The 24,163-nt window shown below is 72.3% G+C and carries 18 protein-coding genes; 2 read left to right on the top strand and 16 right to left on the bottom strand.

Features of this window, described 5'->3' with window-relative positions; all coding sequences use genetic code 11:
* Positions 1 to 37: 37 nt before the first annotated feature.
* The 8 genes from O7613_RS06135 to ruvC all read right to left on the bottom strand — a co-directional run bounded on the left by O7613_RS06135 (position 38) and on the right by ruvC (position 9,433).
* Positions 38 to 2,470, bottom strand: a complete 2,433-nt coding sequence (locus O7613_RS06135) for a bifunctional (p)ppGpp synthetase/guanosine-3',5'-bis(diphosphate) 3'-pyrophosphohydrolase (RefSeq protein ID WP_282294488.1) — start codon at positions 2,468 to 2,470, stop codon at positions 38 to 40.
* A 253-nt stretch (positions 2,471 to 2,723) separates the two neighbouring features.
* Positions 2,724 to 3,290, bottom strand: coding sequence for an adenine phosphoribosyltransferase (locus O7613_RS06130; RefSeq protein WP_281583755.1), 567 nt, complete (start codon positions 3,288 to 3,290; stop codon positions 2,724 to 2,726).
* Between the two features lie 98 nt (positions 3,291 to 3,388).
* Positions 3,389 to 4,570 (bottom strand): protein translocase subunit SecF, encoded by a 1,182-nt coding sequence (secF, locus tag O7613_RS06125; RefSeq protein WP_282292669.1) that lies wholly within the window; start codon positions 4,568 to 4,570, stop codon positions 3,389 to 3,391.
* A gap of 1 nt (position 4,571) precedes the next feature.
* Complete coding sequence (gene secD / locus O7613_RS06120; protein WP_282292668.1) at positions 4,572 to 6,497, bottom strand: protein translocase subunit SecD; 1,926 nt, start codon at positions 6,495 to 6,497, stop codon at positions 4,572 to 4,574.
* A 224-nt stretch (positions 6,498 to 6,721) separates the two neighbouring features.
* Entirely contained in the window at positions 6,722 to 7,066 is a 345-nt protein-coding gene (gene yajC, locus O7613_RS06115; protein WP_281583758.1) for a preprotein translocase subunit YajC, read from the bottom strand.
* A 138-nt stretch (positions 7,067 to 7,204) separates the two neighbouring features.
* The gene (gene ruvB / locus O7613_RS06110) at positions 7,205 to 8,269 is read right to left on the bottom strand and encodes a Holliday junction branch migration DNA helicase RuvB (protein ID WP_281583759.1); all 1,065 of its coding nucleotides are present in this window, start codon (positions 8,267 to 8,269) and stop codon (positions 7,205 to 7,207) included.
* Positions 8,270 to 8,303: 34 nt separating this feature from the next.
* Positions 8,304 to 8,906 carry a Holliday junction branch migration protein RuvA gene (gene ruvA / locus O7613_RS06105; RefSeq protein WP_281583760.1) on the bottom strand — a complete coding sequence of 201 codons (603 nt, stop codon included), beginning with the start codon at positions 8,904 to 8,906 and terminating at the stop codon, positions 8,304 to 8,306.
* Positions 8,903 to 9,433 (bottom strand): crossover junction endodeoxyribonuclease RuvC, encoded by a 531-nt coding sequence (ruvC, locus tag O7613_RS06100; RefSeq protein WP_281583761.1) that lies wholly within the window; start codon positions 9,431 to 9,433, stop codon positions 8,903 to 8,905. Before ruvC ends, ruvA begins: the two co-directional genes overlap by 4 nt.
* A 182-nt stretch (positions 9,434 to 9,615) precedes the next feature.
* Between ruvC and O7613_RS06095 the strand changes: the two genes are divergently transcribed.
* Entirely contained in the window at positions 9,616 to 10,398 is a 783-nt protein-coding gene (locus tag O7613_RS06095; protein ID WP_281583762.1) for a 3-hydroxybutyrate dehydrogenase, read from the top strand.
* Positions 10,399 to 10,412: 14 nt separating this feature from the next.
* Positions 10,413 to 12,332: a helix-turn-helix domain-containing protein gene (locus O7613_RS06090; protein ID WP_282292665.1), complete on the top strand. Its 1,920-nt coding sequence runs from the start codon at positions 10,413 to 10,415 to the stop codon at positions 12,330 to 12,332.
* 110 nt (positions 12,333 to 12,442) lie between these two features.
* Here O7613_RS06090 and O7613_RS06085 read toward each other — a convergent pair whose 3' ends face one another.
* From O7613_RS06085 to dnaE, 8 genes are all read right to left on the bottom strand, one after another.
* Complete coding sequence (locus tag O7613_RS06085; RefSeq protein WP_281583764.1) at positions 12,443 to 13,051, bottom strand: TetR/AcrR family transcriptional regulator; 609 nt, start codon at positions 13,049 to 13,051, stop codon at positions 12,443 to 12,445.
* Positions 13,052 to 13,062: 11 nt separating this feature from the next.
* Complete coding sequence (locus tag O7613_RS06080; protein WP_282292664.1) at positions 13,063 to 14,628, bottom strand: MFS transporter; 1,566 nt, start codon at positions 14,626 to 14,628, stop codon at positions 13,063 to 13,065.
* Positions 14,629 to 14,783: 155 nt separating this feature from the next.
* Complete coding sequence (locus O7613_RS06075) at positions 14,784 to 15,410, bottom strand: transcriptional regulator (RefSeq protein WP_282292655.1); 627 nt, start codon at positions 15,408 to 15,410, stop codon at positions 14,784 to 14,786.
* A 98-nt stretch (positions 15,411 to 15,508) separates the two neighbouring features.
* Entirely contained in the window at positions 15,509 to 16,660 is a 1,152-nt protein-coding gene (locus O7613_RS06070; RefSeq protein WP_281583767.1) for an acyltransferase, read from the bottom strand.
* A 53-nt stretch (positions 16,661 to 16,713) separates the two neighbouring features.
* Positions 16,714 to 18,030: a glycosyltransferase 87 family protein gene (locus O7613_RS06065; protein WP_281583768.1), complete on the bottom strand. Its 1,317-nt coding sequence runs from the start codon at positions 18,028 to 18,030 to the stop codon at positions 16,714 to 16,716.
* A gap of 224 nt (positions 18,031 to 18,254) precedes the next feature.
* A complete protein-coding gene (locus tag O7613_RS06060) occupies positions 18,255 to 19,292 on the bottom strand; it encodes an aminotransferase class V-fold PLP-dependent enzyme (protein WP_281583769.1) in 1,038 nt (345 codons plus the stop codon).
* Positions 19,293 to 19,594: 302 nt separating this feature from the next.
* Positions 19,595 to 20,491, bottom strand: coding sequence for a hypothetical protein (locus O7613_RS06055; RefSeq protein WP_282292652.1), 897 nt, complete (start codon positions 20,489 to 20,491; stop codon positions 19,595 to 19,597).
* 38 nt (positions 20,492 to 20,529) lie between these two features.
* Entirely contained in the window at positions 20,530 to 24,063 is a 3,534-nt protein-coding gene (dnaE, locus tag O7613_RS06050; RefSeq protein WP_282292649.1) for a DNA polymerase III subunit alpha, read from the bottom strand.
* Between the last annotated feature and the right edge of the window lie 100 nt (positions 24,064 to 24,163).

Raw genomic sequence — 24,163 nt, 5'->3', positions numbered from 1 at the left:
CCGGTCGGACCGGCGGGCGTTTTCCGTGCGCAGGCTCTCAGGCCCCGGACGTCACCCGGTACGCGTCGAAGACCCCGTCGACCTTGCGCACCGCGGCCAGCAGGTGCCCCAGGTGCTTCGGGTCGGCCATCTCGAAGCTGAACCGGCTGACCGCCACCCGGTCCCGGGTGGTGGTCACCGTCGCGGAGAGGATGTTCACCCGCTCCTCCGACAGCACCCGGGTCACGTCGGCGAGCAGCTTGTGCCGGTCGAGCGCCTCCACCTGGATGGCGACGAGGAACGTGGAGGCCGACGTCAGCTTCCAGCTCACCTCGACCACCCGCTCGGGCTGGGCCCGCAGGTCCTCGGCGTTGGCGCAGTCGTCGCGGTGCACGCTGACCCCGCCGGAGCGGGTGACGAAGCCGAACACCGAGTCCGGGGGCACCGGCGTGCAGCAGCGGGCCAGCTTGATCCAGACGTCGCTGACGCCGCGGACCACCACGCCCGGGTCGGCGCTGCTCTGCCGGCTGCGCGGCGGCCGGGTGGCGACGGCGGTCTCGGCGATGTCCTCCGCCGCGCCCTCCTCGCCCCCGTAGGACGCCATCAGCTTCTGCACCACCGACTGCGCGGAGACCTGGCTGTCGCCGACCGCCGCGTAGAGCGAGGCGACGTCCGCGAGGTGCAGGTCCCGCGCGATGGCCATCAGCGCGTCCGAGGTGAGCATCCGCTGCAACGGCATGCCCTGCTTGCGCATCGCCTTGACGATCGAGTCCTTGCCGGCCTCGATCGCCTCCTCGCGCCGCTCCTTGTTGAAATATTGCCGGATCTTGGTGCGTGCCCGGGGGCTCTTGACGAAGCCCAACCAGTCCTGCGTCGGGCCGGCCGTGTCGGACTTCGACGTGAAGATCTCGATCACGTCGCCGTTGGACAGCGTCGACTCCAGCGGCACCAGCTTGCCGTTGACCCGCGCGCCGATGCACTTGTGCCCGACCTCGGTGTGCACCGCGTACGCGAAGTCCACAGGCGTCGACCCGGTCGGCAGCGGGATGACGTCGCCCTTCGGCGTGAAGACGTACACCTCCTGGCTGGACAGGTCGAACCGCAGCGCGTCCAGGAACTCGCTCGGGTCGGCCGCCTCGCGCTGCCAGTCCAGCAACTGCCGCAGCCAGGTCATCTCGTCGATGTGCGCCGGCGGGCCCACCACCTGGGTGCCCTTGTGCTCCTTGTACTTCCAGTGCGCGGCGATGCCGAACTCGGCGGTGCGGTGCATCGCGTACGTGCGGATCTGCATCTCCACCGGCTTGCCGGTGGGCCCGATGACAGTCGTGTGCAGCGACTGGTACATGTTGAACTTGGGCATGGCGATGTAGTCCTTGAACCGGCCCGGCACCGGCTGCCAGTTGGCGTGGATGACCCCCAGCGCCGCGTAGCAGTCGCGCACCGTGTCGACCAGGATCCGCACCCCGACCAGGTCGTAGATGTCGTTGAAGTCGCGACCCCGCACGATCATCTTCTGGTAGATCGAGTAGAGGTGCTTCGGCCGGCCGGTCGTCTCCGCCTTGATCTTGGCGGCCTTCAGGTCGGTGCCCACCTTCTGCGTCACCTGGCGCAGCAGCGACTCCCGCTGCGGCTGGTGCTCCCCGATCAGGCGCAGGATCTCCTCGTACCGCTTCGGGAACAGCGTGCCGAAGGCCAGATCCTCCAGCTCCCACTTGATCGTGTTCATTCCCAGGCGGTGCGCCAGCGGCGCCAGGATCTCCAGCGTCTCCTTGGCCTTCTGCTCCTGCTTGGGGCGGGGCAGGAAGGTGAGCGTCCGCATGTTGTGCAGCCGGTCGGCCAGCTTGATCACCAGGACCCGGGGGTCCTTCGCCATGGCCACCACCATCTTGCGGATGGTCTCCGCCTTGGCCGCGTCGCCCAGCTTGACCTTGTCGAGCTTCGTCACGCCGTCGACGAGCAGCGCGACCTCGCCGCCGAAGTCGGCGCGCATCGCGTCGAGGGTGTATTCGGTGTCCTCGATCGTGTCGTGCAGCAGCGCCGCCACCAGCGTGGTGGTGTCCATGCCCAGGTTGCCCAGGATGGTCGCCACCGCGAGCGGGTGCGTGATGTAGGGGTCGCCGGACTTGCGATATTGCCCCGAGTGCCAGCGCGCGGCGGTGTCGAACGCACGCTGCAACAGGCGCGCGTCGGCCTTCGGATGGGCGTCCCGGTGGGCGGAGATCAGCGGCTCCAGCACCTCGCTGACCTGCGAGGTCTGCCAGGGCGCGTTGAACCGGGCCAGGCGGGCGCGCACCCGCCGGCCGGTCGGCGCGTTGGAGAGGGCGAAACCGCCGCTGGTCGAGGGGTCACCGTCGGTCGGGAACGGCACCACCACCGCGTCGCCGTCGGCCGTCGCGTCCGGCGTGCCGCCGTTCGCCCCGGCGGGCGTGTTGCCGCCGTGCTCGGTCACCGAGCCGTCCGCGTCGCCTGTCGGGTGCACCGTGCCCTCCACCGGAGGGACGACATCGTTGGACACCGGCCTCCTCACCGTTCGCCGGGATGCGCCGGCCGTCGGGCCGACGTCTGGTCCAACCGACCCGGGGGTCGGTGTTGTTCCGCGCCGGCCACCGGGGCTGCGCCCCGGCGGCTTCGCCGCCCGGACGGTCACCCGCCCGGTCAGGCAATGGGCAATCCTACCGGTACGCAGGGTGCGCCGCCGCTCCCCCGGACGCCCCGTGCCGGCGGACCGACCGGGTGCCGGCGGGTCACACGGTCAACAGGGCATGGACCGGACGCGGGGCCAGCCGCTCCCGGCCCCCGAGGAAGCCCAACTCCAGCAGGACGGTGAAGCCGGAGACGGTGCCGCCGGCACGCTCCACCAGGTCGAGCGTGGCCTCGGCGGTCCCGCCGGTGGCGAGCACGTCGTCGAGCACCAGCACCCGGTGGCCGGCGGTGAACGCGTCCTGGTGGACCTCGAGCGTCGCCTCGCCGTACTCCAGCGCGTAGGAGGCCGAATGGGTCGCGCGGGGCAGCTTGCCGGCCTTGCGCACCGGCACCACGCCGACCCCGGTGGCGTACGCGACGGCCGCGGCCAGCACGAACCCGCGCGCCTCGATGCCCACCACGGCGTCGAACGAGTCGGGCCCGTGGTAGGCGATGATCCCGTCGATCACCTCGCGGAACGCCACGCCGTCGGCGAACAGCGGCATCAGGTCCTTGAACATGACCCCCGGCTTGGGGAAGTCCGGCACGTCGAGCGTCCGGCTGGCGACCAGCTGGGCGGCCTCCGGGCCGCTGTCTCCCCGTACGCCTGCGGTGTGGGTCTCCGTCACGGTGCGTCCCATGTCCTCTCGAAACGGCGACGGCGTCCGTCATGCGGTGGAGACAGCATGACGGACGCCGTCCGGTCGGTTCCGTCCGGGTTCCGCGGTCAGCGGCGCTTCGCGCCGCCCGGCCGGTTGCCCCCGCCGGGACGGCCGCCCCGGGCGCCGCTGGGGCGCTTGCCGCTGGGGCGCGCGCCGACCTTCGGCGCGGCGCCGGCCAGGGCCGCGTCCGCCTCGGCCGGCTGGTCGCCGCTCGGCGCGGGACGCGGGGCGCCCTTCGGCGTGACCTCGCCCCGGGAGATGGCCGCCCGGCGGGCATGCACCCGCTTGTTGTGCGCGCTGATCCGCGGGTCCTGGTTCTTCAGCAGCACCAGCAGCGGCGTGGCCAGCAGGATCGAGGTGAGGAACGCCACCGCCATGCCGACGAAGAGCACCAGGCCCAGGTCCTTCAGGGTGCCCGCGCCGAGCAGGCCGGCGCCGATGAACAGCAGGCCGCCGACCGGGAGCAGCGCCACCACCGAGGTGTTCAGCGACCGCATGAGGCTCTGGTTGAGCGCCAGGTTGGACGCCTCGCCGTAGGTGAGGTTGTTGTTCGCGGTGATGCCCCGCGTGTTCTCCTGCACCTTGTCGAAGACCACCACCACGTCGTAGAGCGCGAAGCCCAGGATGGTGAGGAAACCGATGATCGTCGACGGGGTGACCTCGAAGCCGACGAGCGAGTAGATGCCGGAGGTGAGGACCAGGTTGGTGAGCAGCGAGATGATCGCGGCGACCGCCATCCGCCACTCGAAGCGCAGCACCAGGTAGACCGTCACCACGGCGAGGAAGATCAGCAGGCCGAGGAACGCCCGCGAGGTGACCTGACTGCCCCACGCCTCGGAGACCTGGCTGCCGCTGATCTGGTCGGCCTGGATGCCGAACTTCTCCGCCATCGCGGTCTTGGCCGCGTTGGCCTGCTCGGCGGTGAGCTGCCCGGTGCGCATCTCGTAGTATTCGCCGCTGGTGCCGCCGACCTTCTGCGCGGTTACCACCTGCACGTCGGGGGCCTCGGCGGCCAGCGCCTCGTCGACGGTCTGCTCGGCCCGGTCCAGCGTGCCGACGCTGGCCGGCACCTGGAACGAGTTGCCGCCGGCGAACTCGATGCCGAGCTTGAAGCCGTTGAGCGCGAAGCTCAGCACGGCGATCAGCACCAGCGCGCCGGCCACACCGAACCAGAGCTTGCGCTTGCCGACGATGTTGAGATCGGCCTCGCCACGGTAGAGCCGGGCGGCCAGACCACTCTTAGCCATCTCAGGCCTCCTTGACGCGCGGGTTGCGGGCCGTGCCCGACTCGGCCGACCGGGCCGGCAGCGCCCGGCCCAGACCGCTCACCCGCGGGGACAGGAACGCCCGGGTGCGGGCGAACATCGTCATGATCGGGTGACGGAAGAGGAACACGACGACCAGGTCCAGCACGGTCGCCAGGCCGAGCGCGAAGGCGAAGCCCTTTACCGTGCCGACCGACACGATGTAGAGCACCACGGCCGACATCAGCGTGATGGCGTTCGCCGAGATGATCGTCCGGCGGGCCCGGACCCAGGCCCGCGGCACCGCGCTACGTGGGCTGCGACCCTCGCGGATCTCGTCCTTGAGCCGTTCGAAGTAGATGACGAACGAGTCCGCCGCCACGCCGAGCGAGACGATCATGCCGGCGATGCCGGCGAGCGTGAGCGTGAACCCGATCGACCGGCCGAGCACCACGAGCGCGCCGAAGACCAGCAGCGCGGAGAGCACCAGGCTGAGGAAGATGACGGAGCCGAGCAGCCGGTAGTAGAAGAACGAGTAGATGATGACGAGGAGCATGCCGATGCCGGCCGCCAGCAGACCCGCCTGGAGGTGGCTGGAGCCCAGCGTCGCGGTGACGTTCTGCTGCTCCTGCGGGACGAACGTCACCGGCAGTGCGCCGTAGCGGAGCTGGCTGGCGAGCGCGTTCGCCGACTTGCTGTCGAAGCTGCCGGTGATCTGCGAGTCGCCGGTGAGCACGCCCTGGATCTCCGGCGAGGAGACGATCTCGTTGTCCAGCACCACGGCGACCCGGCACTTGCCGTCCTGGCCGAGCGCGGTCTGGTCGCACGCCTGACCCTCGTTGTTGAACGACTCGCGGGTCAGCGCGGTCCACTTCTCCTGGCCCTTGCCGGTGAAGTTGAGGCTGACCACCCAGGAGCTGGTCTGGTCGAGCTGGGCGGAGGCGTCCTTGACGTCGGTGCCCAGCACTTTGGCCACGTCGAGCAGGTATTTCGCGCCGGACTCGCAGGCCACCGCCTTCTGCTTCTCGTCCTTGATCGAGGCGGCCGGCCGCTTGTCGAGCTGGGCGCAGGTGATGGTGGGGACGTTGAACTGCATCTCCACCGGCAGCACCGCGACCTCCTGCGGGGTCAGCGTGCCGAACGGCTTGAGCTTGTCCGCCAGCGACGGGTCGGTGGCGAGGTCGGCCGGGGCCTGGAGGCCCGAGGCGGCGGCCCACGCGGCGGCGCCCACCTTCTGCTGCACGGCCTGGCGCTGCTGCTCGATGCTCTGCGGCACCGGCTCGGCGCTGGCGCTCGGGCTCGGCGCGGCGGCGCTCGGCGTGGCCGACGGCGTGGCGCTCGCGCTCGGCGCGGGGGCCATACCGCCCTGCCCACCGGCGCTCGGCGACGCGCTGACCTTGGCGCTGCTGCTCGGCTTCGGCGACGCGCTGCCGGACGACTTCGGCGTGGCGCTGCCCGAGGGCTGGGCGCTGCCGGACGGGGCCGGGGTGGCGCTGGGGCTCGGTGGCGGCGCGGCGGCGGCGCCGCTGCCGTCGGTGGCCTTGAGCACCTTGCGGAAGCGCAGCTCGGCGGCGCTGCCCACGTCGGTCAGGTCACGGTTCTCGCCGGGCAGGGAGATGACGATGTTGCGGTTGCCCTCGGTGACCACCTCCGCCTCGGCCACGCCGTAGCCGTTGACCCGGCTCTCGATGATCTGGCGCGCCTCTTCGAGGTTTTCCGAGGTCGGCGGCTTGCCGTCGACCGTGTTGGTGGCCTCGAGCGTCAGCCGGGTGCCGCCGATGAGGTCCAGGCCGAGCCGGGGCTCCAGCCGGTCCTTCCAGCCACCACTGGCGCCACCCGAGAAGAACACCAAAAGATAGAGGACGACGAAGATGAACCCGAGCACGGCGAGCTGCCGTCCGGGGCGCATCTGTCCCTGAGGTGGTGCCACGGCTGTCCTGTCTCCCTGTACGGTCGCGCCGTTTCCACGGCGGCGACAACTGTCGGGCCGGGGGTGTCCGCCCGACTGCTCCGGCTGGCCGGCGCCGGTGACCGGCACGCCGACCCGGTCGCGACGCGGGGGCATCGCGCGGGCCTGGCCGCGTGCCGGCGTCGGACGCCGACCCAACTATCCACTTCTGGGGGGTGTTTCCGCTGCCCCGTTCGGGGCGATGGTCACTCCTTGACCGGTTCGGTCTCCTCGCTGATCGTCTCCGCCTCGGGCGCCTCGGCCCGCTTGACCACCCGGGCGATGGCGGGACGGGCATAACGGGTCTGCACGCCCGGCGCGACCTCCAGCAGGACCGTCTCGTCCTCGATCGCGGTGACCGTGCCGTGCAGGCCGCCGATGGTGACCACCTCGTCGCCGGGGGCGAGGGCGGACTGCATCTGCTCCGCCTCGCGACGGCGCTTCTGCTGCGGACGGATCATCATGAAGTACATGACGACGAAGAGCAGAGCGATCATGAGGATCGGCGTCAGACCGCCGGCTCCCCCGCCACTCGCTGCTGCGTAAAGCACGGTGTCGACCTTCCGGTTGGCCCCCGCCGGCCCCGGGGGGCGCCGCTGCGGAGGCGGATTCTCACGTCCTGTACAGACCGCGGCGAAGTCTAGTCCCTGCTCCTGAGAAGACCGAACGCGACACAGATCACGAACGGATCACGGCTGGTCGATCTGGGTCGAGAACAGATCGGGCCCCGGAGGGGTGTCCGCGCCAAATGTACCATTCGGGGGAATCCGGCCGAGATGATGCCAGGCAGCCCCCGTGGCCACCCGGCCCCGGGGCGTACGCGCCAGCAGACCGGCCCGGACCAGGAACGGCTCGCAGACCTCCTCGACCGTGTCCGGCTGCTCCCCCACCGCCACGGCCAGGGTGGAGACCCCGACCGGGCCACCCCGGAACGAGTCGACGAGCGCGGTCAGCACCGCCCGGTCGAGCCGGTCCAGGCCGAGCGCGTCCACGTCGTAGACGGTGAGCGCGGACCGGGCGGTCTCCACCGTGACCACCCCGTCGGCCCGAACCTCGGCATAGTCGCGGACCCGGCGCAGCAGCCGGTTGGCGATCCGCGGCGTGCCCCGGGACCGGCCGGCGATCTCCGCCGCGCCGTCCGGCGTGATCGGCACGCCGAGGATCCGCGCGGACCGGTGCAGCAGCGTCTCCAGGTCGGCCGGCGAGTAGAAGTCGAGGTGCGCGACGAAGCCGAACCGGTCCCGCATCGGCCCGGTCAGCAGGCCGGCACGGGTGGTGGCGCCGACGAGCGTGAACGGCTCCACGTCGAGCGGGATGGCGGTGGCGCCCGGCCCCTTGCCCACCACCACGTCGACCCGGAAATCCTCCATGGCGCTGTAGAGCAGTTCCTCGGCCGGCTTGGCGATCCGGTGGATCTCGTCGATGAAGAGCACGTCGCCCTCGGCCAGGCTGGTCAGGATCGCGGCCAGGTCGCCGGAGCGCTCGATCGCCGGCCCGCTGGTCACCCGGATGCCCGTGCCCAGCTCGGCGGCGACGATGTTGGCCAGGCTGGTCTTCCCGAGGCCGGGTGGGCCCGACAGCAGGATGTGGTCGGGTGGGGAACCGCGCCGCATCGCGCCCTGCAACAGCAGGTCGAGCTGGTCGCGGACCCGGTCCTGGGCGATGAACTCGGCGAGCCGCTTCGGCCGGACGCTGGCCTCCGCGTCCAGGTCGGTGTCGTTGACGTACGCCGAGACCAGGTTGTCGTTGCTCATCCGCGCACGTCCCCCGCCGGCCGGCTCACGCTGGTCATCGGGTGCGCCCCAGGAGGCGGATCGCCTGCTTGAGCAGAACCGGCACCGGCGGCGTCTCGCCGTCGACGGTCTCGGCGACCGCGACCACCGCCTGCTCGGCCTGGGCGGCCGACCAGCCGAGCCCGACAAGCGCCTGACGCACCTGCTCCGGCCACGCGCCGGCGGTCACGCCGCCCGCGCCGTCCGGGCCGATCGCCACCGGGCCGACCCGGTCCCGCAGCTCCAGCACGAGCCGCTCGGCGCCCTTCTTGCCGATGCCCGGCACCCGGGTCAGCGCGGCGAGGTCGGCGTTGGCGATCGCCTTACGGATCGCGTCCGGGGTGTGCACGGCGAGCACGGCCTGGGCCAGCCGGGGGCCGACCCCGCTCGCGGTCTGGAGCAGCTCGAACAGCGCCTTGGCGTCGTCGTCGGCGAAGCCGTAGAGGGTGAGAGAGTCCTCCCGGACCACCAGGCTGGTCGCCAGCCGGGCCGGCTGGCCGACCCGCAGGTCGGCGATGGTGCCGGGGGCGCACTGCACGGCGAGGCCGATGCCACCCACCTCCACCACAGCGTGGTCCGGACCGGTCGCGGTCACCGTGCCGCGCACACTTGCGATCATCGTCGCGCCCCTCCTCGTCGGGCCTGGTCGGCCGCGGCGGCCAGCTTGGACCGGGTGCCGCCGCGCCAGACGTGACAGATGGCCAGCGCCAGCGCGTCGGCGGCGTCGGCCGGCCTCGGCGGCTCCGCCAACCGCAGCAGCCGGGTGACCATGGCGGTCATCTGCTTCTTGTCGGCCTGACCGGAACCGGTCACCGCCGCCTTCACCTCGCTGGGCGTGTAGGTCGTCACCGGCAGTCCGGCGCGCGCACCGGCCAGCACCGCCACGCCGCTGGCCTGGGCGGTGCCCATCACGGTACGCACGTTGTGCTGGCTGAACACGCGCTCCACCGCCACCGCGTCCGGCCGGTGCTCGGCGACCAGGTCGGTGAGCGAACGGTCCAGGTGCAGCAGGCGCATCGGCAGCTCGTCGGCCGGATCGGTGTAGACGACGTAGTAGGCGACCAGGGTGCAGGGGCGGCCCGGCACGCCCTCGACCACGCCGACCCCGCACCGGGTCAGCCCCGGGTCGACGCCCAGCACCCGCACGCCGCCTCCTCCCCGAGCCGCCAGCAGTACGTGTGTTCGACACCCTACCGATGGGACCGCGCGGCCGGACCGGCGGACACGCCGGGGGCGGTCGGTGACGCACGGCACCACACACCGGAGCGGTCGAGTATGTGTCGACGCCCCATGTGCCCGAGGGCCACACGCCTCGTAACTTCTGCGCCATGACGGCAGAACCCGTGGCGGTCCCCCACGTCGTACACGTCGACCTCTCCGGTCGTACCGCCCTGGTGACCGGCGGTGGCAGCGGCATCGGGCGGGCCTGCGCCCTGCGGTTGGCGGCGGCCGGCGCGGCGGTGGTGGTGCTGGACCGCAACGTGGAGGCGGCCAAGGCGGTGGCCGCCGAGGCGGGCGGCCGGGCCGAGGGCATCGACCTGGCCGACCCGCAGGCGGTGGACCGGCTCGACGTCGATGCCGACATCGTGGTGAACAACGCCGGGTTGCAGCACGTCGCGCCGGTGCAGGACTTCCCGGTGGAACGCTTCGAGTACATCCAGCGGGTGATGGTGGAGGCGCCATTCCTGCTCATCCGCCGGGCGCTGCCCCGGATGTACGCGAACGGCTGGGGCCGGATCGTCAACATCTCCTCCGTGCACGGGCTGCGTGCCTCGCCGTACAAGGCGGCGTACGTCTCGGCCAAGCACGCCCTGGAGGGCCTGTCCAAGGTGGTGGCGCTCGAGGGCGCCGGGCACGGCGTGACGGCCAACTGCATCAACCCGGCGTACGTGCGGACCGCGCTCGTGGAGAGCCAGATCGCCGACCAGGCGGCCAGTCACGGCATCGGCGCGGACGAGGTGGTGGAGAAGATCATGCTGGCCCGGGCGGCGATCAAGCGGCTGATCGAGCCGGAGGAGGTGGCCGAGCTGGTGGCGTACCTGTGCGCGCCGCCCGCCGCGTTCCTCACCGGCGCCTCGATCGCCCTCGACGGGGGCTGGACGGCCAACTAGTGGCACCGCGCACAATGTCGGTCATGTCGTCGCCGGTGGAGTTCCTGGAGCTGCTGGCGCGCGAGGCCGCGGCGGTCGAGTTCGAGGGCCCGCTCGTCGCCGCGCGCGCCGCCGGCCTGCCCGCCGACCGGCTGGCCGAGCTGGAGCAGGCGAAGGTGGTGGCACTGCGGGTCCGGGCGCTGCTGGAGCGCCGGCGTCGCCGGGAGACCGAGCTGTCCGGCCTGTACGACACCGCGAGCGACCTGGCCGGCCTGCGCGACCTGGACGACGTGCTGCGCGCGATCGTGCACCGGGCGCGGATCCTGCTCGGCACCGACGTGGCCTACATGACGCTCAACGACGACGAACGCGGCGACACGTACATGCGGGTCACCGACGGCTCGATCTCGGCCCGGTTCCAGCGGCTGCGGCTGGAGATGGGCGACGGGCTGGGCGGCCTCGTCGCGCAGACCGGCACCCCGTACGTCACCTCGAACTACCAGGAGGACGAGCGGTTCCGGCACACCGGGGAGATCGACGGCGGGGTGGGCGAGGAGGGCCTGGTGGCCATCCTCGGCGTGCCGCTGCGGCTCGGTTCCAGCGTGATCGGCGTGCTCTACGCGGCCAACCGCTCCGCCCGCCCGTTCGCCCGGGAGGAGGTGTCGCTGCTGGTCTCCCTGGGCGCGCACGCCGCGGTGGCGATCGACACCGCCCGGCTGCTGGCCGAGACCCGCGCGGCGCTGGCGGAGCTGTCCGCGGCGAACAGCACGATCCGGGCGCACAGCAGCTCGGTGGAGCGGGCCGCCGCCGCGCACGACCGGATGACCGCGCTCGTGGTCCGCGGCGGCGGCATGGAGGACGTGGCGGCGGCGGTGACCGAGGTGCTCGGCGGGGCGCTGCTGGCGCTCGACGCCGAGGGGCGGCGGCTGGCCCGGGTGGGCGAGATCGAGGAGCCGGACCGGGCGGACATGGTGGAGGCGATCGCCGCGTCCCGCACCGAGGGGCGCAGCGTCCGCCGCGGTCCGCTCTGGTACGCCGCGGTGGTGGCCGGCGCGGAGAACCTGGGTGCGCTGGTGCTGCGCCCGGACGACGAGCTGGTCGACGCCGACCAGCGGATCCTGGAACGGGCCGCGCTGGTGACGGGGTTGCTGCTGCTGTTCCGCCGGACCGTGGCCGAGGCGGAGGGGCGGGTCCGGGGCGAGCTGCTGGACGACCTGATCGCCCGGCCGGTGCGGGACACCGACGCGCTGCGCAGCCGGGCCCGGCGGATCGGGGTGGACCTGGACGCCCCGCACGTGCTGGTGGCGGTCGGTGACGACGCGTTCGCCGAGACCGGCTCGGCCCGGCAGCGGGTCCTGTCGTGGGCCACCACGTACGCCTCGACCCGGGGCGGGCTGGCGGCGGCGCGCGACGGGCGGGTGGTGCTGATGCTGCCCGGGCGGGACGCGGGCGGCGCGGCCCGCGCGGTGGCCCGGGACCTGTCCCGGTTGACCGGCCGGCCGGTGACCGCCGGGGCGAGCGGACCGTCGACCGGGCCGGCGTCGCTCGCGGTCACGTTCGCCGAGGCGGAGCGCTGCCTGACCGCGCTCGGCGCGTTGGGCCGGACCGGGCAGGGAGCGAGCACGGCGGAGCTGGGGTTCGTCGGGTTGCTGCTGGGCGCGGTCGGCGACGCCGGGGACCGGGACGTGAGCCGGTTCCTCGCCACCACGGTGGGGCCGGTGGTCGACTACGACGCCCGGCGGGGCACCGCGCTGGTGAAGACGCTGGAGGCGTACTTCGGGGTGGGTGGCAGCCTGGCCCGGGCGGCCGAGCAGTTGCACGTGCACGTCAACACCGTGACCCAGCGGCTGGAGCGGGTCGGCCAGCTGCTGGGCGTCGACTGGCAGAAGCCGGAGCGGGCGCTTGAGGTGCAGCTCGCCCTGCGCCTGCACCGGCTGCGCGTCCCGCCCGGCTAGGCCGCCGGGTACGGGCCGGGCGGGCCCGGCGCGGGCGGGCCGGGCCGCCGGGTGCGGGCCGGGCGGGCCCGGCGCGGGCGGGCCCGGGCGGCGCCGGGGAGCTGGTCGGCTCAGCGGGCGCGCAGGCCGTCCAGGACCGCGTCCACGATCCGCCCGGGCAGGATCCGTTCGTCCCACTCGGGGTGCCAGGGCAGCATCCGCTGGGTCAGGATCGGCGCGGTGAGCAGCGCCATGGCGACCTCGATGTCGATGTCGGCGCGCAGCTCGCCGCTGTCGACCGCGCGGCGCAGCACCTCGCGCATCGCCTGCCGCCGGGGCTCGATGATCGCCTCGTACGCCGCCCGGTGCGCGGAGCTGCGGTTCACCTCGGGCACCAGACAGGGCATGATCTTGCGGACCCGCGGGTCGACGTGCTGGCCCACGGCGCTGACCAGCAGCACCAGGTCGTCCCGGACGGAGTGCCCGCCGGTGCGGGGCGGGGCGCCCTTGAGCCGGCCCAGCGCGTCCACAAGCAGCGCCTCCTTGCCCGGCCAGCGGCGGTAGATGGTGGCCTTACCCACCCCGGCCCGGGCCGCGATCGCCTCGATGGAGAGCGCCTCGACGGAGTTGCCCTCGGCCAGCAGGTCGAGGGCGGCCTCCACGATCGCCTCGTCCGCGCGGGTGCTCCGCGGTCGCCCGGGCGACCGCGGAGCATCCGCCGTGGAAGTCATGTCAGACATTGTCCACGAACCTATGCGGTTCCGGCCAACTCCGGCTCGCCGGCCGGGGCGGCCTCGGGCGCGGGAGCCGGACGGCCGGGCATCCAGCGCGCCACGATCACCACGCCGAGCGCCGCCGCCAGCGCGGAGACCCCGGCCGCCCAGTGCATCGCGGAGACGAAGGAGTCGTTCGCGGCCTCGATCAGCCGAGGCGCGGCCGGGCCGACCTGGTCGGCGACCCCGTACGCCCCGGAGACCGACTCCCGGGCCGCGTCGCGGACCGGGGCGGGCAACGCGGACAGCGCCGGGGTGACCTGGTCGCGGTAGACCGCGGAGAGCACCGAGCCGAGCACCGCCACGCCGAGCGCTCCGGCCACCTGGCGGACGGTGTTGCTGACCGCCGAGCCCACGCCGGCCTTCTCCCGGGGCAGCGCCGACATGATCGACTCGGTGGCCGGCGGCATGATGTTCGCCATTCCGGCGCCCTGGAGGAAGCCCAGTGCCGAGAAGATCCAGATCGGCGTCTCGGCGTCGATGAAGACGAACGCGGCGAGCGCGACGATGGTGAGCGCCAGGCCGACCGCCGCGACCGCCCGGCCGCCGTAGCGACGGACCATCGCGGCGCTGCGCGGGGCGAAGATGAGCTGGGCCGCCGCGAAGGGCAGGAAGAGCAGGCCGCTCTCCAGCGGGCTGTAGCCGCGGACCAGTTGGAGGTAGAACGCGCCGAAGAACATCACCCCCATCGCGGCGAAGAAGACCAGCCCGACCAGGGCCACCGGGGCGGCGAACCGGGGCACCCGGAACAGCCGCACATCGAGCGACGGGTGGTCGCTGCGCAGCTCGTGCGCGACGAACCAGCCGAGCGCCGCGAGGCCGGCGGCGATCGAGACCCAGACCTGCGGCCGGCCGAAGCCGTGCTCGCCGCCGTCGATGATGCCGTAGGTGAGCGCGACCAGGCCGATCACGGAGAGCAGCACGCCGAGCAGGTCCACCCGGCCCGGGGACGGGTCGCGGGACTCGGGGACCAGGATCGCCACCAGCAGCACCCCGACCGCCACCACCGGCACGTTGATCAGGAAGACCGAGCCCCACCAGTAGTGCTCCAGCAGCGTGCCGCCGAGGACCGGGCCGATGGCCACGGCCAGACCGACCGCGCCGGCCCAGACCCCGATCGCCCGGCCGCGCTCGCGGGGGTCGAAGACGTTGGAGATGATCGAGAGCGTGACCGGCATGATGGCCGCGCCACCGACGCCCATCAGCGCCCGCGCGGCGATCAGCTGCGCCGGGTCCTGCGCGTACGCGGAGAGCAACGAGGCCAGGCCGAACAGCGCCAGCCCGAGGATCAGGAAGCGTCGGCGGCCGAACCGGTCGCCGAGCACGCCGAAGGTGAACAGCAGGCCGGCGAAGACGAGGGTGTAGGAGTTGATCGCCCACTCCAGCTCGCCCTGGCTGGCGCCGAGGCCGCGCACCGGGTCGGCGAGGGTGCGCAGCGCGACGTTGAGGATGGTGTTGTCGAGGACGACCACGAGGAGGCTGATCACCAGCACCCCGAGGATCGCCCACCTCCTCGGGTGTCCGGTGTTCTCGTGCGGTTCCATGGTCGGGTTCTCCCCCCGCTCACCCGTGTCAAATTCGATACGGGGCAGACTCGTAACGATGCCGAGCGTAGGCGAGCGATTTTCGATACGGAACCGGTTCGTATCGATTGTGCGCCAGGTCACGTTAAGCGGGGCCCCCGCCTCTACCGGAAGCGTTAAGCGGGGCCCCCTCCTTGCAGGCAGGCGGCGGTGGCTTCGGTGAGGGTGGTGAGGCGACGCGGGGCGGCGGGAACGGGTGGGAACGGCTCGATCCAGCCCGGTCCGGCGGCGAGGACACGCAGTCCGGGGGTGTCCCGCCCGAGCCGGACCAGGCGGTAGGACCGGCCGGTCAGCGGGCTCTGCGCCCACACCACCACCACCCGCGGCCGGACCCGGCGCACGGCGCTGGCCAGCGCCGTCCAGGGCAGGGCCGGGCCGAGATGCACGCTGTCCAACCCCCGCTCGCGCAGGGCCGCCGCGAGCGCGTGCAGGCCGAGGCAGTGCGACTCCTGCTCGGCCCCGGCGAGCAGGACGCGACCCGCCCGCCGCGCCGGACCCGGCTCGCGCGCCAGCACGTCCAGACCGCAGCGGACGCCCTCGGCGAAGGCGTGTTCGACGGCCACCTCGGCGGCGCTGCGGCCGGGCAGCGCACCGAGCAGGGGCGCGCAGACCCGCTCCCACAGCGGCGTCACGCCCCACCGGTCCGCCGCCTCCACGATCAGCGCGGCGACCCGACCGTCGTCCAGGTCCTCCGCGGCGAGCGTGAGCTGCTTGCGCGCGTCCTCGACGGCCTCGGCCGGCATCGGCCCGGTCCTCCCCACCAGACGAACCCTTCCGGTAGACGGTCTCTACCGGGAGGGTTCGTCGGAACGGGGCGGTCTGGATGCACCGGCCCGTCGGGTCAGCGGGCCTCGCGGGCCTGGCGTACGGCGGCGGTCAGCCGCGGCTTCATCCACCGCGCCACCGGCCGCTCGACGAACCGGTGGATCAGCCACGCGGCGAGCAGCAGGCCGGCGAAGACCGCACCGATCAGCAGCCACGGGGACAGGTGGTCCTGGGCGCGCTGGATCAACGCGATCCCGAGCGTCTGGTGGATGAGGTAGAGCGGGTAGGTCAGCGCGCCCGCCGTGGCCACCCAGGACCAGCGGACCCAGCCGAACCGGCCGAGGGCGACGGCCGCCATGAGGGCGAGGAAGAACACGACGATCACAGCGGACGGCAGGTAGCCGACCTCGCGGGCCCGGGCGAGGCCGGGCAGGCGGGTGAGCGCGACCAGGCCGGAGAGCCCGACGATGGACCAGAGCAGCAGGTTCGGGCCGAAGCGGTGGATGAGGTAGAGCGCGACGCCGGCGATGAAGTAGCTGGAGTGGTTCGCGGCGGTCACCTGGATGAGCCACGTGTTGCCGAACTTCGGTACGACGAGCGAGCCGATGGTCCAGAGGGCGCAGAAGGCGACCACGCCGCGGTAGCTCAGCCCACGGGCGACCAGGATCGCGAAGAGCAGGTAGAAGATCATCTCGACGGTGAGCGTCCAGTAGGACAGGTCGAGGTGACCGATGCCGAGGAAGTCCTGCATCATCGTCAGGTTGCCCAGCACCTGACGCGGTTCGGGTCGGCCCTCCCGCGGCACCAGCAGGAGCACCCCGGTGGCCAGCAGGACCGCGAACCAGTACGCCGGGTAGAGCCGCACCACCCGGGAGACGAAGAAGTCGCCGACCGTGCGGCCCCACGCGCTCATGCAGATCACGAAGCCGCTGATGATGAAGAACAGCTGCACGCCGAGGAAGCCGTACTTGGCCACGGCGTGCACCGGCCCGAAGATCGCCCCCGCCGACGGGTCCTGCCACGCGCCGAGCTTGTCCCCGACGAGGTGGTACGCGACCACCATGACCGCCGCGCCGAGGCGCAGCCCGTCCAGGACCAGCAGCCGCGGCCGGCGCGGGGCGGGCGTCTCGGCGGCGGGCGCCGGGACGGCCGGTTCGACAGGCGGGCCGGGGTGGGCCGGATCCGGCGCTGAAACCGGTGCGAGGCGGTGGTCCGTCGCCTGCGTCATCGACGTCTCCTGGGGAGCGGGGTGGTGGGGGGTGGCCGGTTCGACGGGCCGGCTCATGCCGGTACGCGCTCCGGCAAGATCGACGCCGGCCGCTCCGCGGCGCGTCGCCGGTGCCACAACCAGAGCCCGGCGAGCGCGAAGAGTACCAGCGTGGATCCGACGTAGGCATCGAGTGCCAGCGCCTGCGCCGCACCCTCCAACTTGCCCGACTTCCAGATCAGGCCGAGCGGGATGACCTCACCGGTGCGGATGCGCCCCGGCCACATGAGGTACGGCAGCACGGCCGCCACCGCGACCACGCCGGCGAGCACGCGCGCCGCACCGCCGGCACGTCGCACCACGTCGACGAGCACCAGCACCATCGGGCCGATCCAGAGCCAGTAGTGCGACCAACTCACCGGCGAGACGACGAGCATGGTCAGGCCCACCACGACCATCGCCATGGTCTCCTCACCCTGCCGCTGGAGCGCGACGGCCAGGGAGAGCGCGGCCACCGCGACCACGACGACTGAGATCAGCCACCAGATGTTGTTCGGCTCGTTGATGTCGAGCACGCGGGCGACGGCGCCCTGGAGAGACTGGTTGCCGCCGTAGCGCGGGCCCAGCGTCATCAGCACCCGGCTGGAGTCGAACGCCCGGCCGGTGAGCCAGTAGTCGTACGAGCCGCCCGGCTGGATGATCACACCCAGCAGGGTGAGCCCGGCGAAGGTGGCCGACGCCACGACGGCCGCCCGGATCCGCCGGGTCAGCAGCAGGTAGACCACGAACAGGCCGGGCAGCAGCTTGACCGCGGTGGCCGCGCCCACGCCGATGCCCTTGAACCGGCTCCGGTCCGGCCGGGAGAGGTCCGCCACGACCAGCAGCAGCACGAAGATGTTGATCTGGCCGAGGCTGAGGTTGCGTTGCAGCGGCTCGGTCCAGAGCAGCAGGGCGAGCGCCGCGGCGGCCAGGCCCAACCGGCCGCGGACCCCACGGTGACCGAGCATGCCGGTGGTGAGATAGAGCGCGCCGAGCATGGCCAGCAGCCCCAGGGCGTTCCACCCGTACAGGGCCGTGCGGGGGTCGAGCCAGGTCAGCGGCGTGATGAACGGCAGCGTCACCGGCGGGTAGGTGTAGGGCAGATTGAGCGAGGTGTAGCCGAGCTGGTAGACCGGCTCGCCGTCCAGGAAGGCGTGCGCGGCGCCCAGGTACATCCTGAAGTCGATTTTGATCAGCGGATGGGCGCGCACGAACGCGGCGTATGCCGCGACTGACCCCACAAGCGCCACCAGGCCCGGAACGAGCATCCAGTTCGGGAGGGTGACCTGCGGCGGCGCCGGGCGATCGGGTGGGGTCTCGGTGGCCAGCCGGCGGATACGCTGGATGATCATAGTGGCTTGGATCGTAGCCTAGGCCGGACGGCGCGGGGTACCGCCGTTCGGCCGCTGCGGACGGCCCCGGTCCGGGAAGGTGACCATCCGGCGGGCGCCCCCGCCGCGCCAGCCGCCCCAGCGCCGCGGGCGCCTCGGACAGCGGCACCGTGCCGCTGACGAGCGGGGTCGTCTCCCGGGATCTGCTACGCGGTCACCCGAAGATCGGCGGCCACCCGGCCTGATCAGCCGGTCAGCGCGTTCAGGGCCAGGTCGACGTCCGCCTCGGTGGTGTAGAGGTGGAACGAGGCGCGTACCCGACCGGCCCGGACCGCCGCCCGCACCCCGGCCCGGGCCAGCTTCTCCTGCGCGCCCGCCACCTCGACGGTGACGATCGCGCTGTCGCCGGGCGGGCGGCCCAACCCGGTCAGGAAGCGGTTGGCGAGCGCCACGTCGTGGTCCCGCACCTCCGCCAGGTCCAGGTCGGCGAGCAGTTCCAGCACCGGGGCCGCGCCGGCGTAGCACAGCCAGGACGGGGAGATGTCGAACCGCCGGGCGTCGTCCGCCAGCCGCATCGGCGTGCCGTAGTAGGAGGCGTGCGGGTCCTGGCCGGCGTACCAGCCGGCGGCGTCCGGGCGCATCCGCTCGCGCAGCGCCGGCGCCAGGTAGGCGAAGGCCGAGCCGCGCGGCGCCATCAACCACTTGTACGCCCCGACCAGCACCGCGTCCGCCCGGTCCGCCGCGAACGGCAGCCAGCCGCACGCCTGGGTGGCGTCGACCACCACGAGCGCGCCGTGCGCCCGGGCCGCCGCGACGATCTCGTCGTACGCCGCGACCGTGCCGTCGGCGGACTGCACCACGCTGAACGCCACCACGTCGGTGCCGGCGTCGATCGCGTCGACCAGCCCGGCCAGCGGGACGGTGCGCACCCGCACGCCCCGCTCCTCCTGCACCAGCCAGGGGAAGAGGATCGAGGTGAACTCGCCCTCCGGCACCACCACCGTGGCGCCGGGTGGCAGCGCCGCCGCGATCGGCGCGGCCATCTGCGACACGGTTGCGCCGATGCTCACGTCGGCGGCGTCGACGCCGACCAGCCGGGCGAACGCGGCCCGGGACCGGTCGACCGAGGTGTCCCACACCTCGAACGACACCCCACCGGTACGCCATTCAGCGAGCACCTGCTGCACGGCATCCCACACCGGGTCGGGCGGCAACCCGTAGGTGGCGGTGTTCAACCAGCCCGGCTCCGGCTGCCACAACTTCTGCGCCTGCTCCAACTCCATGCGCCGACGCTAGCGAGACCGACCCCATACCGGACACCGCCAATCCCACCCCCGTGGCCCCGCCCGGCCGCCCCACCGCCCCACCGGGCATGATCCACACCAGCTCGGCGAAATGGCGGTATCGGACGGCCTTGGATACCGCCACCTCGGCGTACTGGAGCCGATCGTGGGGTTGGATACCGCCATCTCGGCGTAGTGGCGCTTCAAAGCACGGTCTCAGGGCCGCGGCGCGACCGGACCGACCGGACAGGACAGGACCGGACCAGACCGGACCAGACCGGACCGAAACCGACCGGGCCGGCTCAGTCGGGCGCGGGCAGGTCCGCGAGCGCCGTCGCCATCTCCGCCCGGACCCGGGACAACGGCCAGCCGGCCAGTTCGGGCAGGCCGTGCCGGTCCCGCAACCGCCGCACCGCCGCCAGGCCGACGAGATAGCCGCAGCGCCGGGGCAGGTCGCCGCGCAGCGGCGAGTCCCGCATGAGGAAGTACGCGGCGTGGTGGTACGGGTCCGTCGCGTCGAGGTCGGCGCGCATCCGGCCCAGGATCTCCGGCCAGCGGCGCCGACACTCGTCCAGCCAGGGCCGGTGGCCGGGGCGACCGAACCAGAGGTACGCCTCCAGCGGGCGGCCGGGATCGAGTTCGGCGGTGACCTGGGTGGCCAGCCCTTCGGCGAAGAGCTGGTTCGCCACCCCGTGCGGCGGCCAGTCGCGGATCCCGGCCCGCCGGTCGTGCACCACGTGCGCGACCTCGTGCCGCACCAGCAGCCCGTCGTCGTCCGGCGGGCCGAGGCGTTCCACGGCGAGGAAGAGCGCGAACCGGCCGCCCAGGTCGTCGGCCCAGCCGTTGGCGCGATGCAGCCCGACGAGCACCACGCACTCGACCGGTCCACCCTCGCCGGACCAGCCGAGCGCGCCGGCCGCGTCCGCGACGCCGGCGGGCAGCAGGTCGCGTACCGCCTCGGCACGTGCGGCCAGGTCGGCGACCCGGTCGCGGAGCCCGGCCACGGCGGCGGTCACGTCGGCCGGGTCGGACCAGTCGCCGTCGCGATCGAGCACCCGGAACACGTCGGGGTGCCGGGCCAGGTAACCGGCCCGCCACCGCTGCGGCCAACTGTCGGCCGGCGCGGACCGGCATGCCCGCAGGCAGGCCAGCGCGTCGGGCAGCAGGTCACGGACGTGCAGCAGGTGATCGGGCGGCATCCTCGCGATGCTGCCCGATCACCGCCCGGGCCGCACGGTCAGCTCACGTTGGCCGGGCCCAGGACGCTCTTCAGGTCGCCCATCAGCGCGGTGGTGGCGGCGACCCGGAACGGGCCGAGCCGCAGCGTGGTGGTCTTGCCGCCGTTGAGCAGCTTGACGTGCACCTCGGTGTCGCCGGGGTGCAGCACCAGGGTCTCCTTGAGCCGTTCGACGAGCGGCGGGGTGCAGCGGTGCACCGGGATGGTCAGCGTGACCGGCTTGTTCGCCGGGTTGCTCGTCACGTCCGGCATGGACATGTCCATCGCCATGATGCGGGGGGTGTCGTCGCGGCGGTCCACCCGGCCCTTGACCACGACGATCGCGTCCTCGGCGATGTACTGCCCGATCACCTCGTAGGTGTTGGGGAAGAACAGCGTCTCCACCCCGCCGGCCAGGTCCTCCAGGGTGGCCGAGGCCCAGGCGCGGCCCTGCTTGGTGACCCGGCGCTGCACGCCGGAGAGGATGCCGGCGAGCGTGACCACCGCGCCGTCGGGCACGGTGCCCTCCTCCGACAGCGCGGCGATGGTGGTGTCGGCCGCCGCGCCGAGCACGTGCTCCAGGCCGAACAGCGGGTGGTCGGAGACGTACAGGCCGAGCATCTCGCGCTCGAACGCCAGCTTGTCGCGCTTGTCCCACTCCCCCTCGCCGATGACCGGCATGACCGTGGTGCTGCCGCCGGCGTCGGTGTCACCGAAGCCGGCGCCGAAGAGGTCGTACTGGCCGACCGCCTCCTTGCGCTTGACGTCGGCGTACGCGTCGATGGCGTCGGCGTGCACCGCGAGCAGGCCCTTGCGCGGGTGGCCGAGCGAGTCGAACGCGCCGGCCTTGATCAGCGATTCGATCGTCTTCTTGTTGCAGGCCACCGCGTCGACCTTGGACAGGAAGTCGTAGAAGTCGGCGTACTCGCCCTTCTCGTCGCGGCACCGCATGATCGACGCGACCACGTTCGCGCCGACGTTGCGCACCGCGCCGAGGCCGAAGCGGATCTCCTTGCCGACCGGGGTGAACGGCCCGGCGGAGGTGTTCACGTCCGGCGGGAGGACCTGGATCCGCATCCGACGGCACTCGGACAGGTAGAGCGCCATCTTGTCCTTGTCGTCGCCGACGGAGGTGAGCAGCGCCGCCATGTATTCCGCCGGGTAGTGCGCCTTGAGGTAGGCGGTCCAGTAGGAGACCAGCCCGTACGCGGCGGAGTGGGCCTTGTTGAAGGCGTAGCCGGCGAACGGCACCAGGACGTCCCACACGGCCTGGATGGCGTCGTCGGGGTAGCCGTTCGCGCGGCAGCCGTCCCGGAACGGGACGAACTCCTTGTCCAGGATCTCCTTCTTCTTCTTGCCCATCGCCCGGCGCAGCAGGTCGGCCTGGCCGAGCGTGTAGCCGGCGAGGATCTGCGCGGCGCGCTGCACCTGCTCCTGGTAGACGATCAGGCCGTAGGTGGGGGCGAGGATCTCGCGCAGCGGCTCCTCGAGCGCCGGGTGGATCGGGGTGATCTCCTGGAGCCCGTTCTTGCGCAGCGCGTAGTTGGTGTGCGAGTCGACGCCCATCGGGCCGGGCCGGTAGAGCGCCAGCACGGCCGAGATGTCCTCGAAGTTGTCCGGCTTCATCATCCGCAGCAGCGAACGCATCGGCCCGCCGTCGAGCTGGAACACACCGAGCGTGTCGCCGCGGGCGAGCAGGTCGTACGCGGGCTTGTCGTCGAGCGGCAGGCCGAGCAGGTCCAACTCGGTGCCGTGGTTGAGCCCGATGTTCTTCACCGCGTCGTCGATGATGGTCAGGTTGCGCAGGCCGAGGAAGTCCATCTTCAGCAGCCCGAGCGACTCGCACGTCGGGTAGTCGAACTGCGTGATGATGACGCCGTCGGCGTCGCGCCGCATCAGCGGGATGTGCTCGATGATCGGCTCGGCGGACATGATCACGCCGGCCGCGTGCACGCCGGTCTGCCGGATCAGCCCCTCGATGCCCTTGGCGGTCTCGATGACCTTCTTGACGTCCGGGTCGGAGTCGTAGAGGCCCCGGATCTCGCCGGCCTCGGCGTAGCGCGGGTGCTTCGGGTCGAAGATGCCGGACAGCGGGATGTCCTTGCCCATCACCGCCGGCGGCATGGCCTTGGTGATCCGGTCGCCGACCGCGTACGGGAAACCCAGCACCCGGGCCGAGTCCTTGATCGCGGCCTTCGCCTTGATCGTGCCGAACGTGGCGATCTGCGCGACCTTGTCCTCGCCCCACTTGTCGGTCACGTACTTGATGACCTCGCCGCGCCGACGCTCGTCGAAGTCGATGTCGACATCCGGCATCGAGACGCGCTCGGGGTTGAGGAACCGCTCGAAGATCAGGCCGTGCGGGATCGGGTCCAGGTCGGTGATGCCGAGCGCGTACGCGACGAGCGAGCCGGCCGCCGAGCCGCGGCCCGGTCCGACCGCGATGCCCTGGCTCTTGGCCCACTGGATGAAGTCGGCGACCACGAGGAAGTAGGACGGGAAGCCCATCTGGATGATGACGCCCAGCTCGTACTCCGCCTGGACGACGTGGCCCTCCGGGATGCCGTTCGGGAAGCGGCGCTTGAGCCCGGCGAACGTCTCCCGGCGGAACCAGGACTCCTCGGTCTCGCCCTCGGGGACCGGGAACCGCGGCATCAGGTTGTGGAAGGTGAACATCCCGGTCGGGTCGACCTTCTCCGCCACCAGCAGCGTGTTGCGGCAGCCCTCCAGCCAGGCGTCGGAGTTGTCGACCGCGCGCATCTCGTCGGCCGACTTGATGTAGTAACCGCTGCCGTCGAACCGGAACCGGTTCGGGTCGGACACGTTCGCCGCCGTCTGCACGCAGAGCAGGACGTCGTGCGCCTCGGCCTGCGCCTCGTGGGTGTAGTGCGAGTCGTTCGTGACCACCGGCGGGATGCCCAGCTTCTGGCCGATCTCCAGCAGCTCCTTGCGCACCCGGTGCTCGATCGGGATGCCGTGGTCCATGATCTCCAGGAAGTAGTTGTCCTTCCCGAAGATGTCCTGGTATCTGGCCGCCGCCTTCAACGCCTCGTCGAACTGGCCGAGGCGCAGCCGGGTCTGCACCTCGCCCGACGGGCAGCCGGTGGTCGCCATCAGCCCGGACGCGTTCTCGGCGAGGATGTCGGCGTCCATCCGCGGCCACTTGACGAAGAAGCCCTCGGTGTACGACTTGCTGGTCAGCGTGAACAGGTTGTGCAGGCCGACCTTGTTCGCCGCCCAGATCGTCATGTGCGTGTAGCCGCCGCTGCCGGAGACGTCGTCGCTCTTCTGCTCCGGGCGGCCCCACCGGACGCGCTTCTTGTGGTGCCGGGACTCGGGCGCGACGTACGCCTCGATGCCGATGACCGGCTTGACCCCGGCCGCCATCGCCTGCTTGTAGAAGTCGTTCGCGCCGTGCATGTTGCCGTGGTCGGTCATCGCCACCGCCGGCATCTCCTGCCGGCTCACCTCGGCGAAGAGGTCCTTGAGCCGGGCCGCGCCGTCGAGCATCGAATACTCGGTGTGTACGTGCAGATGCGCGAACGAATCGCCCATGCGTGGCGCCCCCCGGGTTGTGGATCAAGCTGCGTCGGAGCCGACCGGCCCACCCTACCGAGGTGATCTCACCGGCTCCACCGTCCGCGCCGAGGGTGGT

Source organism: Micromonospora sp. WMMD975 (assembly GCF_029581215.1).
In the GTDB taxonomy this organism is placed as follows: domain Bacteria; phylum Actinomycetota; class Actinomycetes; order Mycobacteriales; family Micromonosporaceae; genus Micromonospora.
Note: the sequence above shows the minus strand (reverse complement) of the source record. Positions and strands in the feature narration are given on the sequence as shown.